Genomic DNA, 13,720 nt, shown 5'->3' with positions numbered 1-13,720 from the left:
CATCTAGTCGGTGGGCTGTCAGGTGTCGGCGCCGAATACTCGCAGCAAGGCGGCGCGAGGGATCATTCTTCGCTCTCCGAGCTGCACGGTGGGGATGGTGCCGTTCTCGATGCCGAGCCTGATTGTGCGGTAGTCGACTCCGACGAGCTTGGCGGCATCCTTCATGGTTAGTGCAAGCGAGTTCGTGGATGTGTTCATCAGCTTCTCCTTTGATGAGCAATGCGTGACATCACTTGCGCACACCGTACTCCTTTGATGAGCAATGCGCGACATGAATTGCTCACGTCGTCCAAGTCGTGGGAAACTCCCGGTGTGAGTGAGCTGACCGTCGACGACGTCGACCCTGAGCGGATAGATGTCGGCGATGGTGTGCGCATGCCAACCGGATGGCGTGCTACCGGGAAGGGTGAACCGGGCACCCGTGGTTCGATTCATGTGCGAGCAGTCTACGATCAGCAGCTGCGACGCTCCGTTGCTGCATCGGTTCGGGCGGACCGGTCGGGCGAGGGTGACGAGGTCACGGCTGCCTCACTGCGGGATGTCAGCGTGCTGCAGATCGTGCAGCGGTCTGCGCTCCGCGTGGTCACGGTGCAACGAGGGGCGACGGAGCCGACGTCCTTAAGCGAGTACCTTGCCGACATCCGAGCTCACGCGCCTGATCGCGACTTGGGTGAAACGGTCCTCGAGGCGGTGAGGCTCTACCGGATAGCGACGACAGTCAACATCGCACCGCTGAAGCTCGTCTCAGATCAGCTGGGCGTAAGCGTCAGCACCGCAACCAGGATGATGGCCCGGGCTCGCGAGGCGGGGCTCGCGGAGGACCTAATAACCCGCGAGACGTACAACCGGATGCGGGCAGACGAAGTGCGGCGTACTCGTCCGTATCGACCTCCTGGATCTCCGTCGGGTCCCTCCATCGGACTGTGACGCCGTCCGACCGAACTTGGCGGGCCCAGAGCTGGTCCTCACCCCCGATAGTCCGGGGCTCGGAGTACTTGCGCAGGAGGTCGGCACAGCTACGAGGTCCGGCCCACGTTTTCCCTCGAGTCAAGGCCACGCCCGTCCTTCGCACTTTGCTCAACTGCAAAGGAAAATAGGCTCAATGTATGAGCATTTTGCTCAAATCGGAGATGTTAGAATTTGCCGGTAGATGCCGTCGCATGAGGGTGCCTGCTGCAGCCCCGGAATACCGGGTCAAACCGTCTTGTTTCTGGCCGTATTTTGGCCGCATTGTGAATGCTGTTAGCTGTTTTCGGACGTAGCTTTTTGTCGCTGTGACCGCAGAAATCCGTGAAATTTCGCGGATCCTGTCGCTCGATGTCGCAGAGCACAATGCTCAAAACGTGTTCGAGTCCCTCCAGGGGTAGGGCCCGCAGCAACTGCAGTTGCGTGCAGATCAAGGCGGCCCAACCAGCCACCGGTTCCAGTTACGGCGATGTTCGACGCCGTGTGCGCGACGAACGGACGGTAAAGCGAAGCATCACGGTCCACGTCGCGATGAAGGCAGGTGAGAGGGATGACCCCTCCCACCTGCCCCGGCGGGGACGCTTCCGCCAAGGTCGCGACTACTTCTGTTCGCCGCGACCGGTTCCGGCTGAGCCGTCTGTGCGACGCAGCGCATGGTCTTGCAGGTCGAAAACCAGCGAAAGGCTCCGGGCATTGTCAGCAACCGACACTCCCGCGTCTGGATCTCCGTCGAGCGCGGCGGCGAATTCGACCCAGACCGCTGCGAGGTCTGCATCCTCAGGGTCTTCCGTAACATCGCGAGACGTGAGATCCCCGGCGGAGGTCTCCACGAAGACCCGACGATCGTGCACGTGGACCGTGCCGCCATCGCAGCGGATCTCCCAGTCGCCATCCCATGGTGTGGTGGCGCCGCGCGCTGCCCAGGTGCCGGCGTACGAGACCAAGGCTCCGTTCGAGAGGCGAAGGACCGCGTCGAGGTCTGTCTCGCCTGAGTACTGCGTGGGTTCTGGTCTCGCCGACCATGCACCCAAGACCCTCGCCTCGGAGTCGGTGAGGTGTCGAAGCAGATCCATGTGATGAATCGCCATGTCGTCGAGCAACGGATGGGGGAGCGCACCTCGCCCACCGTCCAGGAATTCGGGCTGTGCGAACGCGATGCTCACGTGTCTGACCGCGCCAAGGTCGGCGACGGCGGTGCGAGTCGCCCTGACCCAGCCGCGCGAACGGTAGTTCTGGCTGACCCGAACGACGACCGCCGTCTCGTCCACAAGCGCGACAAGTTCGCCGAGTTCTGCACGCGTGGCAACGAGCGGCTTCTCGCAGAGAACGGGGATGCCGCGTTCCACGGCATGCCGGATAGCGTCCACGTGCAGGCCCACCGGCAGGGTGATGATCACGGCGTCAACACCTGTTGCTGCGATGACGTCCGCGTAATCGGGACGCCGGCCCCCGGTGTCGAGGTGATCGTCGCCGACCACCTCGACACCGGGAATCTCACCCAGGACGCGCTTCCACGTGCGACCCCATCGGCCCATGCCGAGGATCGCCACACGTTTCGTCATTCGGGAACTCCTACAGCGCCGGGCTCTGGTAACCGGTCGGCGGAACGAGGACACCGCGCTCAATGAGCGTCTCGATGTTCTTGGCGCGCGTCTGGTGCTCGCGCGCCAGCCATCCTTCGGTCGGCGCGGCGTCTGCGTACTGGTTCTTGGGGTAGATCGGCTTGTCGTAGATCGCGCGGTACTGCTCGGTCCGAAGATCCTTGAACTGGTTGTAGAGACCGTTGGCGACGCGGGCACGGCGCAGTGCCTCGATGTCGAGCGTCGTCACCACGAAGGAGTCGCCGCTCGTCCAACCGCGCTGCTGCGTGAGGATCTGCCCGCGGGGACCGACGATCATCGACTGGCCGCCGAAGAGGTCTTGCATGCCGCCATCGTCCCGGTACTCGGGGCCGAGGTTCGGCGCGACGACGTAGGCCGAGTTGAACATCGCGTGGGCGCGGTTCTGCAGCTCCCACATTCCGTTCTGGACAGCTGGTTCGATAAGTGTCGGACGGATGATGATCTCGGCCCCGTTCATTGCCAGACCGCGCGCAACCTCGGGGTAGACCCCCTCGTGGCAGATGGCGATGCCGATGTTGCCGATCTCGGTGCGTGCGACGGGGAAGATCGCGTTCATGACATCGCCGTCGGCCTTCTTCTCGACGAACTCGTCGAAGATGTCGTGCGGGTTCATGTTGCCCAGCATCCCGCCCTCGTACGCGTCGCTGGTCGCCTTGTAGCGCTTGTAGATGACCTCGCCCTGCGGGTCGATGATGAAGGCCACGTTGAAGTAGCGGTCGGGGAAGTCATCGTCCTTGACCATGTAAAGTTCGGCCGCGATGAAGGCGTTCAACTGCCTTGCCTTCTTGCCGAGCTCGTCGGTCTCGGGGCCGGGGATCGTGACGGCGAAGTGCGCCTCCCGCGCGCGGTTGCCCGGCGTGTTCGCGATCATCCCCTGAATCGCCATTTCGGGAATGACGATGAGGCGGACGGGGGACCCCTCCCATGCGCCGACCATGGCGGCCGTGTCGATGAACTCATTGATTCGCTTGACGTTGGCCAGGGCATCGCCGGGGTTTTTCACGGCGAACGTCCGAGGCGATACCGCCGCGACGACGTACGGATCGATCATCTCGTTCTCTCTCTTCTTTGAATCAGGCTGTCCGAAACACCAGAAGGGCCTCGTTGCCAGGAGACGCTGAGTTAGCGCTAACTCAGTCGACCACAGGTTGGGCATAGGCGCAAGGCCTACATCCAAAGTGCTCCGTAAAAACGGCGCCGAGGCGACGCGGTTGTCGGGGTCCACACTGAGAGAGCGCACTATCGGGGCGCGGCGCGCATCGCTACGGGCGGGCGCTCCAGATCCCTCGGCCGACCCGTGACGACTGCCTGCCTGCCTGCCTGCCTGCGGGACCTCGTCAGCGGCGAGGCGGTGCGGTGGTGTCGCGAATCACCAGTGCGGGTTCGATGAGCGGGATGTCACCCTCGGCCTCACCCTTGATCATCGCCAGGATGCGCGTCACGGCGATGTGCCCGATCGCCTCGAAGTCGAGCGTCACGGTCGTCAGCGCCGGCCGGAAGAACGGCGACTCCTTGACGTTGTCGAACCCGACGACGCTGATGTCTTCAGGAACCCGAAGGCCCGCGTCGTCGAACGCCTTCGTGAGGCCGAGCGCGAAGGGATCGTTGGCGGCGAAGACAGCCGTGACGCTCCGGTCGCGCGAGAGCTGCTGCCCTACGCGGTAGCCCTCGGCGGCCGACCAGTCCGATGTCGCGATCGGGGGAGGAGCCGCGCGACCTGCGGCCGAGAGTTCGTCCGCCCATCCGCGGGCACGGGCGGTCGACGCCATCCACCCGGGCGGACCTTGCACGTGCCATACCGTCTCATGGCCGAGGTCCAGAAGATGACGAACGGCCATTCGTGCGCCGCGCACCTCGTCGATGGAGATGCTCGTCGGGCTCGGGGGAGTGCCCTGTTCGAACGTGACGATCGGGGTGTCGGTGTCAAGTCCCTGAAGCACCGCGAGAGCCTCGTAGAGCGGCGCGAGCACGACGATGCCGTCGACGGCATCCGGGCCGATCGAATCCAGTGCAGCACGGATCGTCTCCCGGTCGAGGGAGCCGAGCGTGACCAGTCGCGTCGAGTAGCCGTGCTTTCGCGCTTCTTCAGAGATGCCGTAGAGGGCGACAGACGGACCGAGCACCGACAGTTCGAAGCTGACGACGCCGATCGTCATGGTCCGGCTGCTGGCCAGTGCCGAAGCTGCGGGATTGCGCCGATACCGAAGCTGGGCGATCGCCTTCTCCACACGCTCCCGGATGTCTGGCGCGACATTGGTCGCGCCGGCCACGACTCGGGAGACGGTCTGCTGCGACACCCCGGCGAGCCTGGCGACATCGATCATGCGCGGGCCCTTGCTTCGGGATGCCGCACGCTCGCGGACCGCGCTCTGCGGGGTCGGTGGCAACGAGCTCGCAGACATTCCCTCATTATGCCGCCCGAGCGGCGCGACCCCGGCGAGGCCGGGCCGCTCGGGCGCGATCAGCTCCGTCGGTACCGGAGCACTGCCGGGTGCTGGTCGTACGGCCATTCGGCCCCCTCGACCATGTACTTTCGCGTCGTATAGCTGCCGTCCATCGTCGAGGCCAGCGACGGCGGGCCATCGAACCCGATCACGCCCCAGCCGACGCGATTCTCGTTGCCCCCGTAGACAGGGTCGCCGTAGAAACCCTGTCGGGTGTTCAGGACGAGCAGAGGGAAGAACTCCAGAAAATCCTCGTTGACCGGTTGGTTGCCCGCCGGCGCACCGCCCAGCCCCGCCTCATCCTTCTCTGCCACGAGGAAGGGGCGCGGACGCTCGACGCCCGAAAGCTGCTCGAGCACGGCATCCTGCGCCTCGTCGTCGAGCTCGACGAAGTCCACTCCCGCGCGTTCTCGAGCCAACGCGTCCATCTGGACGACTCCGTTGCGGTAGAAGGCGCGCCGCTGCTGGATCCGCTCCGCCCACGCCTCCTCCTCGCGGCCCTCCATCCGCAAGAACCCGTTGCCGTCCGCCGCGGGGAAGATGAACTGCGTCCCCGCCAGCATGCGATCGATGAACCGCACCACGCGCGCCTCGCGAGCACCGGGGTGGTGATCGGTCGGGATGATGCGGGCGCTCGCCGCCTCGATCGTGTCCCATTCATGAGGCGTGAAGAACATCGGCCCTTCGACGTCGCGCGTGGAAATCGGCACTGTGACCCATTCCGCTTGACCCATTTTCGTCTCTCCTTCGTGTCGCTGACGCGTGCTCAGTCTTCGGTCCAGCCGTGGCGGTCCACCTGGATGATCCGGTCCGAGCAGCGCCAGGCGTTCGCCATGATGGTCAGCGCGGGGTTGATGCCCGTCGCCGTCGGGAAGAAGCTCGCGTCGAAGACGTAGAGGTTCGGCACGTCGTGCGAGCGGCACCAGCGGTCGACGACTGAGGTGGCCGGATCATCGCCCATGCGCACGGTGCCGAGCTCGTGCGAAGTGTTGCCGGTGATCCTCTCCATGTTGACGGGAATGACCCTCTTCGCCCCGGCGGCCTCCAGAATCTCGCCGTTCTTGGCGACCTGCCATTTCTCGTGCGCATAGTCGTTCGCGTGCGGGGTGTGGGTGATCCGCGCGACCGGAAGACCCCAGGCGTCCTTCACGTTCGGATCGAGATCCACCCTGTTCGACTCGACCGGAAGGTCGTGAAGCAGGATGCCGATCTTCATGCTGTGGTTGAAGAACTCCCGATCGGCATCCTTCGCCGACTGCCCCCACGTCGGGCGACCCGGAAAGCTCCAGTTGACGGGATGCCCGATCATCGACGGGAAGATCAGCGAGCCGAGAATATGGCCCCGGTTCGTGTCGGTCTCGTAGAAATCGAACGAGCACAGGCTCATGTAGTGCCCGGCCCAGCCGTACAGCGGGTCGGTCACCTCGCGGTCGAAGAGCCCCACCGAGAACGAGTACTGATGGAACGTCGCGTTCTTGCCGACCATGCCGCTGCTGTTGGCGATCCCGTCGGGGAAGAGAGCCGACGTGGACATCAGCATCAGACGCGGCGTCTCAATGCCGCCACCGCACACGATGACGGCCTTCGCGTTCTGGACGAACTCGTCGCCGTCCTCGTCCTGGTAGCGGACACCTGTCGCCTTGCCGTCCTTGCTGACAAGGATCTCGCTGACGTAGCAGTCCGACCGGAGATCGTACAGGCCCGTGGCGACGGCATCCGGGATGAACGAGATGAGTGTGGAGGACTTGCCCGTCCCGGGGTCCGGATACTGCTGCCAGAAGCCGTTCTCGCTGAACGGCTCGCGGCCGCGGTAGGGCTCGGTCACCATGCCTTGAGGCATCGGGAACGTGCTGTGACCCATCTTGGCCATCGCGGTGGCGAAGGTCCGGCCGATCTGGCTCAGCGGGGATGGCTTGGTCGGATACCCGCGGCTGCGCCAGGCCTCCCATTTGTTCGCCCCTGCCAGTCCGGAGGTGCCGAACTCCCACTCGACGCGGGTGTAGTACGGCTCGAGCTCAGCGTAGGAGATGGGCCAGTCCACGATGCTGGCACCCGGCACGTCGCCGTGCAGGCTGCGGAGCTTGAAGTCGCTCTCGGCCATTCGGGGAACCATGCCGCCCCAGTGCGTCGTTCCGCCGCCGACGACCTGCGGTGTGGCGGAGAAGTTCGTGATCACCGCTTCTTCGGAGTCGTTCGCGCGGAAGGTGCGGGGCTTGATCTTCGGGTCCTGCCAGATGAAATTGCGATTGAGGAACTTCAGTTCGTCGCCGGACGCATGCTCGGGTTTGAGCCAGGGTCCCCGCTCCAGGCCGACGACCCGCAGTCCTGCCTCGGTCAACACCTTTGCGGCGGTTGCACCCCCGGCCCCGGCGCCCACGATGACGACATCGACATCTTCAGGGTTGCGCTTGATTACCATTTCGATTCCTTCCGTGAAGCGTTCAGGCAGCTGTCTCGTGGCCGTGTCGGCCGATGGCGGCGAGGGGGAGCAGCTCGGCCCACAGCTCCTCGGGAATGCGATGGTCGAGAAGCCCCACCGTCTGATCGACTCGGTCCGGCCGCGACATGCCGACGATCGTCGACGCGACGCGTGGATCGCGAGTGGAGAACTGCAACGCGGCCGCGGCGAGCGGCACGCCATGGCGCTCGCACAGCGCTTCCATCGCGAGGGCCCGCTTCACCGTGGCCTCCGACACGGGGGCGTAGCAGTACGTCGGAACGGCGCGAGCTCCGCGCACGAGCATCCCGCCGCCGAATGGGGCGGCATTGACGAATGCGACGCCGCGGCGCTGCGCGTCGTCCAAGAGCGGCTCGGCCGTCTGGTCGATGAGGGTGTAGCGGTTGTGGCTGATCACCGCGTCGAACGCGTCGGTCGCGAGATACTGCAGCTCGAGGTCGATGGGCCCGCCGGCAACCCCCAGGTGCTCGATGACGCCCTGGTCGCGAAGATCGATCAGAGCCTCCAGCGGACCGCCAGCAGCCACGCCCTCTTCGAAAGTGATCTTCTCGGGGTCGTGAAGGTAGACCAGCTGGAGGGTGTCGACGCCGAGGCGGACAAGGCTCTCCTCCACCGAGCGGCGAACGCGGGCGCCCGAGAAGTCGGTCGACCCGGGCAGCGGATCGACCTTCGTCGCGACGACGAACCCCTCGGGAATCCCACCGTGCTCTGCGATGGCGCGTCCGATGCGCTCCTCGCTCGCGCCGCCGCCGTACTCGTTCGACGTGTCGATGAACGTGAACGGCCCTTCGAAGACCCGCCGGATGGTGGCGACGGCAGTGTCCTCGTCCACTTCGTAGCCGTACTGCGCGGGGAAGCTGCCGAGCGCGGAGGTCCCGACGCACACATCGGACACCGAGAGTCCGGTTCGGCCCAGTTTGCGGATGGTCATGATCGTGTCCTTCTGTTCGTGTGCGAGCGGATCGTTTGCGGGGAGTCGACAGTGGTGGTCGGGGCGGCGCCGCTGCTGCCTCCCACGATGAGCTGCGGAAGGACGCGCGGAGGCGACTCCGGAGCGATGCCGTGCATGAGGTCGAGGATGTGGTCGACTGCACGTCGGCCGACATCGGCGAAGTCGAAGCGCACCGTGGTCAGGCTGGGGCGGAAGAACTCCGACTCCGGAACCCCGTCGAACCCGACGACGCTGACCTCACCCGGTACCGACCGCCCGGCATCCGCCATGGCTTTGATGACCCCGAGCGCCATCTGGTCGTTCGCGGCGAACACCGCTGTGACCCGTGCGTCGCGGGCGAGCCGCAGTCCGGCTTCGTAGCCCGACCGGGTGGTCCAGTCGCCGTCGACAGGAGGGTGCGCGACCAGCCCGTGCTCGGACAGTGCACGGGACCAGCCCCGCAGTCGAGCGGTTGTGCCCAGCCAGCCCTCCGGCCCGCTCACATGATGGACTGTGGGGTGTCCGAGGCTCAAGAGATGCTCTGTCGCGATCCGCGCGCCGGAGATCTCATCGGTGACAACGCGGTGCTCTCCTTCGTCGGCCCCGGGCTGCCAGATCACCAGCGGCGCACCCCCGGCATCCAAACCGTCGATCGCGGTCAACGCCGCGTCGATCGGGGCGAGGATGATGATCCCGTCCACCGAGTCCGCGACGAGGTGGTCGAGGGCCTCTCGCATGTTCGCGCGATCGACATCGACCAGACTCACCAGGCTGGTCGCGTAACCGGCAGCACGCGCCTCGTCGGCGATGCCCTTGAGGGCGAGTGATGGACCGTACTGCGCCAGCCCGTAGCTGACGACTCCGATGTTCATGCTGCGGCTCGTCGCGAGCGCACGGGCCGCAGGGTTGCGCCGATAGCGGAGGCGTTCGATCGCCACTTCGACGCGAGCGCGCATATCGGGGGCGACGTTGCCCGTGCCGTTGATGACGCGCGACACGGTCTGGTGGGATACCCCCGCGAGGTTGGCGACATCCACCATTCGTGGCCCGCGGCCGCTTGAATTGCTGTTTCGAGGCAAGACGAACACCCCCTTCCGGTGTCGATGATCGATGGTCGATGTCGCCGACGGATGCCGGCCGAGGTGGGCGTCAGGCGGTGACGGGTCGCGCCCTGCCGAATCTCTTCGAGAAGAATCCGGAGATCCGCTGGACGCCTCCCGCGCTGGAGAGGAACACTGCGATCACGATCACAGCGCCCTTGATGACCAGCTGCGGTTCGGAGGATATGCCGACCAGGTTCATGATGTTGATGATCGTGGCCAGGACGAACACGCCGATGACCGCGCTGATCGGGTCGCCCTTGCCACCCATGAGCGAGGCGCCGCCGACCACGACCGCGGCGATCGCGTCGAGTTCGTAGCCCACTCCGATGAGGGAGCTGCCCTGGCGCAGCTGCGCGGCTGCGATGAGGCCTGCCAGCCCCGCCAGGAAGCCGGACATCGTGTACGTGATGATGAGGTTCCTTGCCACGGGCAGGCCGGACAGGCGCGCGGCCTCGGGGTTGCCTCCGATCGCGTAGAGCGATCGACCGAACGTGGTGAACTTCGCCACGAGCGCCGCGATGATCGTGACCACCAGGAAGATGGCGACGGGGTTTCGGATGCCGAGGATCGTCCCGGTGGCGAAGGCCTCGATGAACGACTGATCGAGAATCTGGATCAGGCTCGTCGACTGGATGATGTAACTGAACCCCTTGACAGCGCTCATCATCGCCAAAGTCGCGATGAACGGCGGGATCCGCAGCCAGACGACCAGAAGACCGTTGATGAGTCCCGCCATCGCGCAGCAGAACAGGGTGAAGGCGACGGACAGCCCCGCGGACATCCCCGTTTGCAGAGTCAGGGCGACGATCACCGTCGACATCGCCAGGATGGATCCGACCGAGAGGTCGATGCCCCCGGTGAGGATCACGAAGAACTGGCCGATGGCGAGCACCGCGACGATGGATGCGGCGGCAATGACGTTCTCGGCGTTCCGGATCGTGAGGAAATCGGCTGAGGCGTAGTAGCCAACGATGATGATGACGATGAGCACCAGGATCAGATAGCTCTTCGGCAGGATCCGCTTCCACAGTGCTTTCGCACTCCTGAGACGGGAGTGCGGTGTCGGATCAGCCGGTGAGCTGTTCGTCGGCGGTGTCTGCACGATGTTGTGTGACATTTCGTTCCTTTGGGCAGTAGGTCGGTCTACGTGTCGATCACGAGAACTTCTGGAGGATGGCTTGTCCGTGCGGGTCGATCTCGTCGTGGTCGAGTTCGGCGATGACGCGCCCGCGGGCCATGACGAGGACGCGGTCGCACATCATCGCCTCGGTGATCTCGGAGCTCGCGATCACAACCGTCCCGCCTTCGCGGGCGAACTCGCGCAGCAGCTCATACATGTCTTCCTTGGCGCCGACATCGACACCGCGGGTCGGTTCGTCGCACACGAGTACACGGGAGTTGCGCACCAGCCACCGCGCGAGGATCGCTTTCTGCTGAGTGCCGCCGCTGAGTGTCTTCATGGGCTGATTCACGCTGGAGACCTTCATGCCCAGGCGCGTCACCAGGTCGCCGGCAGCTTTGCGTTCGCGGCGCGAATCGATCACGCTCAGGCGGCTGAACATCGGGAGGCTCGCGAGGGTGATGTTTCCGGCGACACCCATGTCGGGGATGAAGCCGGCGCTCTTTCGGTCCTGGGGGAGGAGTCCGATCCCTCGTCGGATCGCATCCCGAGGGGCGGTGAAGTCCACGGGTTTCCCCTCCACGCTCATAGCGCCGGAGGTTCTCCTTCTCGCGCCGGCGATGAGCCCGGCGAGCTCGGACTGTCCGCTGCCGATCAGGCCGGCGATGCCGAGCACTTCGCCTTCCCGCAGATCGAACGACACGTCTCTCACGCGGTCGTCCTCTGATAGATCTCGCACGGAGATCACCACTCTCTCCTTCGCGCCGCTTCCCAGGCGGGGCGATCGCTCACCTCGCAACGCGGCATCGGCGATCGAACCCTCGAGCGAGCGTCCGACCATGGCCGTGACGACATCGGCAGGCTTGCTCTCGGCGGTGATGAGATCTGCGGAGGTGACCCCGTCGCGCAGCACGGTGACCGCGTCGCAGAGCGAGTAAAGCTCGTCCATGCGGTGGGAGATGTACAGCAGCGTGACCCCCTGTTGTGACAGGGAGCGTAGGACCGTGAAGAGCCTGTCGACATCGGGCAGGGGAAGGGTCGAGGTGGGCTCGTCGAGGAGAAGAAGTCGCGCATCCTTATGGATGGCCTTGGCCAGCTCGACGGCCTGCTGTTCGGCTGTCGAGAAGCTGCCGACGGGCCGACGGACGTCGAGGTCGAAACCGACACGGTCCAGTGCGGCTCGCGCCTCCGACGCCATCCGGTTCCAGTCCACCGCGACTCCGCCCGCTCTGGGCAGGCGTCCCAGGAAGATGTTCTCGGCGACCGAGAGACTCGGAACCAGCGAGAGCTCCTGATAGATCGTGTGAATCCCCGCCTGCTGCGCATCGAGTGGGTGGCGGAAGCGCTGGAGCGTGCCGCCGAGGCGAATGGTGCCGGCGTCGGGGGTCTCGGCACCGGAGAGGATCTTGGCCAGCGTCGACTTGCCGGCGCCGTTCTGCCCGGCAAGCGCGTGAATGCTGCCCCGTCGAACCGCGAAGCTCACGCCCTTGAGGGCCTGCACTCCGAGATATCCCTTGGTGATGCGGTCGAGTTCGAGTTCGAGCTGCGCGTCGGGGGACGATTGGCCGCCGGCAGCGGACGGCTCCGTCACTGAGCCTGCAGACATGAATGTCTTCCTTCTCGGGTCCTGGGGTGTGGGGCCGTGCCCGGTCGCCGCTCGTGGTGCGGCGACCGGGTTCGGCGATCAGTCCTGCGCGCGGACGTAGGTGTCTTCGGCCACGTAGTAGTCGGCCGCGTTCTCGGGCGTGACCACCGTCGTGTCGATGAAGAGGGTCTTGTCGGGGCAGGCCGACTGGTCGCCGTTGTAGGCGGCGAGGGCCATCTTCACGGCCGTCACGCCCTGGTCCCATGGCTGGTTGGACGCGGTCGCCTGCAGAGGGCCGGTGGGGTCGTCCATCATTTCTTTCACGGAGACCATGCCGCCGTCGTAGCTGGCGAGGATGATTCCATCTCCCCAGAGCCCGGCCTGCTGCAGTCCCTGGACGACGCCGCCGTTCATGACATCGCTCATGCTGTACACGATCTTCAGGTCGGGGTTCGCCGTGGCGACGTCCCGGATGGGCCCGAGGGCCTTATCGGGCTTCCATTCGCCGAACTTCATGTCCAGTGCGTTCGTGGTGATTCCGGTGTACCCCGACATCACCTTCTCGTAGCCCTCCATGAACCCGTTGAAGCGCAGGTCGCTGAGGACATCACCGGGGAACCCGCCGATGCCGACGAGCTTGATCTCGCCGGTGTCGCCGAACCTCTCGATGGCCTTGTTCGCCGCGACCTCACCGGCAAGCGCGCCGGTCGCCTCCTGATCCTCCGCGACGTAGCAGAACGTGTCGGGGACGAGCGAGGCATCCAGGTTCGAGTTCACCGTCACCAGAGGGATGCCGGCGTCCTTCAGGGCCTGCACCGAAGGCCCGACACCGATCGGATCGTTGGTGTTCATGATCACGACGTCCACGCCCTTCGTGATGAGGGTCTGGACGTCTGCGTTCTGCCGCACAGTGTCACCATTGGCATCCAACAGCTCGATCGTGGCTCCGATCTCGTCGGCTTCTGCCTGACCGCCTTCGACGAGGGTCTTCCACCAGTCGCTGCCGCTGATTCCCCGCTGGCTCCAGCCGATGACCAGGCCATCGCCTGACGCCTTGTCGGCATCGGATGCAGAATCGTCGGCCGCGCGACAGCCTGAGAGCATGATCGCCGCCGTTGCGACAGCGGTCACCCCGAGCAGGATCCGGCGCTTTCTTGAGCGCGTGATTGCTGTACTCACTTCGACACTCCTTTGTGCAGTAGTAGCGATCGGCACCTCTTCGGGCGGGCGTCCCCATCGCGGTCAACAATGTTCGTTGATGTAGTGATGTTAGCGCACTATCAGGATCACGCAAGAGTGAATATGGATGTCCTCATCGAGAATGAAGCGCTCCTGAATGGCGCTTCTGGCGGACGCAAAATCGCTATTGATCAGGGCTTTAAAGCATGCACGGGGGGAGATTCTCCTTACGTTCCGACCTGGGTCGCGACTTGTACGGGTTGCGCCTGATCGACCCGAGGGGAGCGCACGAGTTACCGTTCACTCCTCGAG

At 65.0% G+C, this 13,720-nt stretch carries 12 protein-coding genes; 1 reads left to right on the top strand and 11 read right to left on the bottom strand.

Annotated features, from left to right (window positions below):
- Positions 1-18 precede the first annotated feature (18 nt).
- Complete coding sequence (locus tag ABD197_RS12195; protein WP_344054892.1) at positions 19-198, bottom strand: excisionase family DNA-binding protein; 180 nt, start codon at positions 196-198, stop codon at positions 19-21.
- A gap of 114 nt (positions 199-312) precedes the next feature.
- Here ABD197_RS12195 and ABD197_RS12190 point away from each other — a divergent pair, with 114 nt between their 5' ends.
- Positions 313-927, top strand: a complete 615-nt coding sequence (locus tag ABD197_RS12190) for a helix-turn-helix domain-containing protein (protein WP_344054890.1) — start codon at positions 313-315, stop codon at positions 925-927.
- Between the two features lie 638 nt (positions 928-1,565).
- Here ABD197_RS12190 and ABD197_RS12185 read toward each other — a convergent pair.
- The 10 genes from ABD197_RS12185 to ABD197_RS12140 all read right to left on the bottom strand — a co-directional run bounded on the left by ABD197_RS12185 (position 1,566) and on the right by ABD197_RS12140 (position 13,360).
- Positions 1,566-2,528, bottom strand: a complete 963-nt coding sequence (locus ABD197_RS12185; protein ID WP_344054888.1) for a Gfo/Idh/MocA family protein — start codon at positions 2,526-2,528, stop codon at positions 1,566-1,568.
- Between the two features lie 10 nt (positions 2,529-2,538).
- On the bottom strand, positions 2,539-3,639 hold the full coding sequence (locus tag ABD197_RS12180) for a nitrilase-related carbon-nitrogen hydrolase (protein WP_344055856.1): 1,101 nt from the start codon (positions 3,637-3,639) through the stop codon (positions 2,539-2,541).
- Positions 3,640-3,925: 286 nt separating this feature from the next.
- Positions 3,926-4,912, bottom strand: a complete 987-nt coding sequence (locus ABD197_RS12175; protein ID WP_344055855.1) for a LacI family DNA-binding transcriptional regulator — start codon at positions 4,910-4,912, stop codon at positions 3,926-3,928.
- Positions 4,913-5,049: 137 nt separating this feature from the next.
- Entirely contained in the window at positions 5,050-5,742 is a 693-nt protein-coding gene (locus ABD197_RS12170; RefSeq protein WP_344054886.1) for a gluconate 2-dehydrogenase subunit 3 family protein, read from the bottom strand.
- Between the two features lie 56 nt (positions 5,743-5,798).
- A complete protein-coding gene (locus ABD197_RS12165; protein ID WP_344054884.1) occupies positions 5,799-7,451 on the bottom strand; it encodes a GMC family oxidoreductase in 1,653 nt (550 codons plus the stop codon).
- A 22-nt stretch (positions 7,452-7,473) separates the two neighbouring features.
- The gene (locus tag ABD197_RS12160; protein ID WP_344054882.1) at positions 7,474-8,421 is read right to left on the bottom strand and encodes an aldo/keto reductase; all 948 of its coding nucleotides are present in this window, start codon (positions 8,419-8,421) and stop codon (positions 7,474-7,476) included.
- A complete protein-coding gene (locus ABD197_RS12155; RefSeq protein WP_344054880.1) occupies positions 8,418-9,461 on the bottom strand; it encodes a LacI family DNA-binding transcriptional regulator in 1,044 nt (347 codons plus the stop codon). Before ABD197_RS12155 ends, ABD197_RS12160 begins: the two co-directional genes overlap by 4 nt.
- 109 nt (positions 9,462-9,570) lie before the next feature.
- Positions 9,571-10,641: an ABC transporter permease gene (locus ABD197_RS12150; RefSeq protein WP_344054878.1), complete on the bottom strand. Its 1,071-nt coding sequence runs from the start codon at positions 10,639-10,641 to the stop codon at positions 9,571-9,573.
- Between the two features lie 37 nt (positions 10,642-10,678).
- Positions 10,679-12,250, bottom strand: a complete 1,572-nt coding sequence (locus tag ABD197_RS12145; protein WP_344054876.1) for a sugar ABC transporter ATP-binding protein — start codon at positions 12,248-12,250, stop codon at positions 10,679-10,681.
- Positions 12,251-12,328: 78 nt separating this feature from the next.
- On the bottom strand, positions 12,329-13,360 hold the full coding sequence (locus ABD197_RS12140; protein WP_344054873.1) for a sugar ABC transporter substrate-binding protein: 1,032 nt from the start codon (positions 13,358-13,360) through the stop codon (positions 12,329-12,331).
- Positions 13,361-13,720: the final 360 nt, after the last annotated feature.

The sequence above is a fragment of the Microbacterium lacus genome, assembly GCF_039531105.1.
GTDB lineage: Bacteria > Actinomycetota > Actinomycetes > Actinomycetales > Microbacteriaceae > Microbacterium > Microbacterium lacus.
The sequence above is the reverse complement of the archived record's forward strand: the minus strand, read 5'-3'. Positions and strand labels throughout refer to the sequence as shown.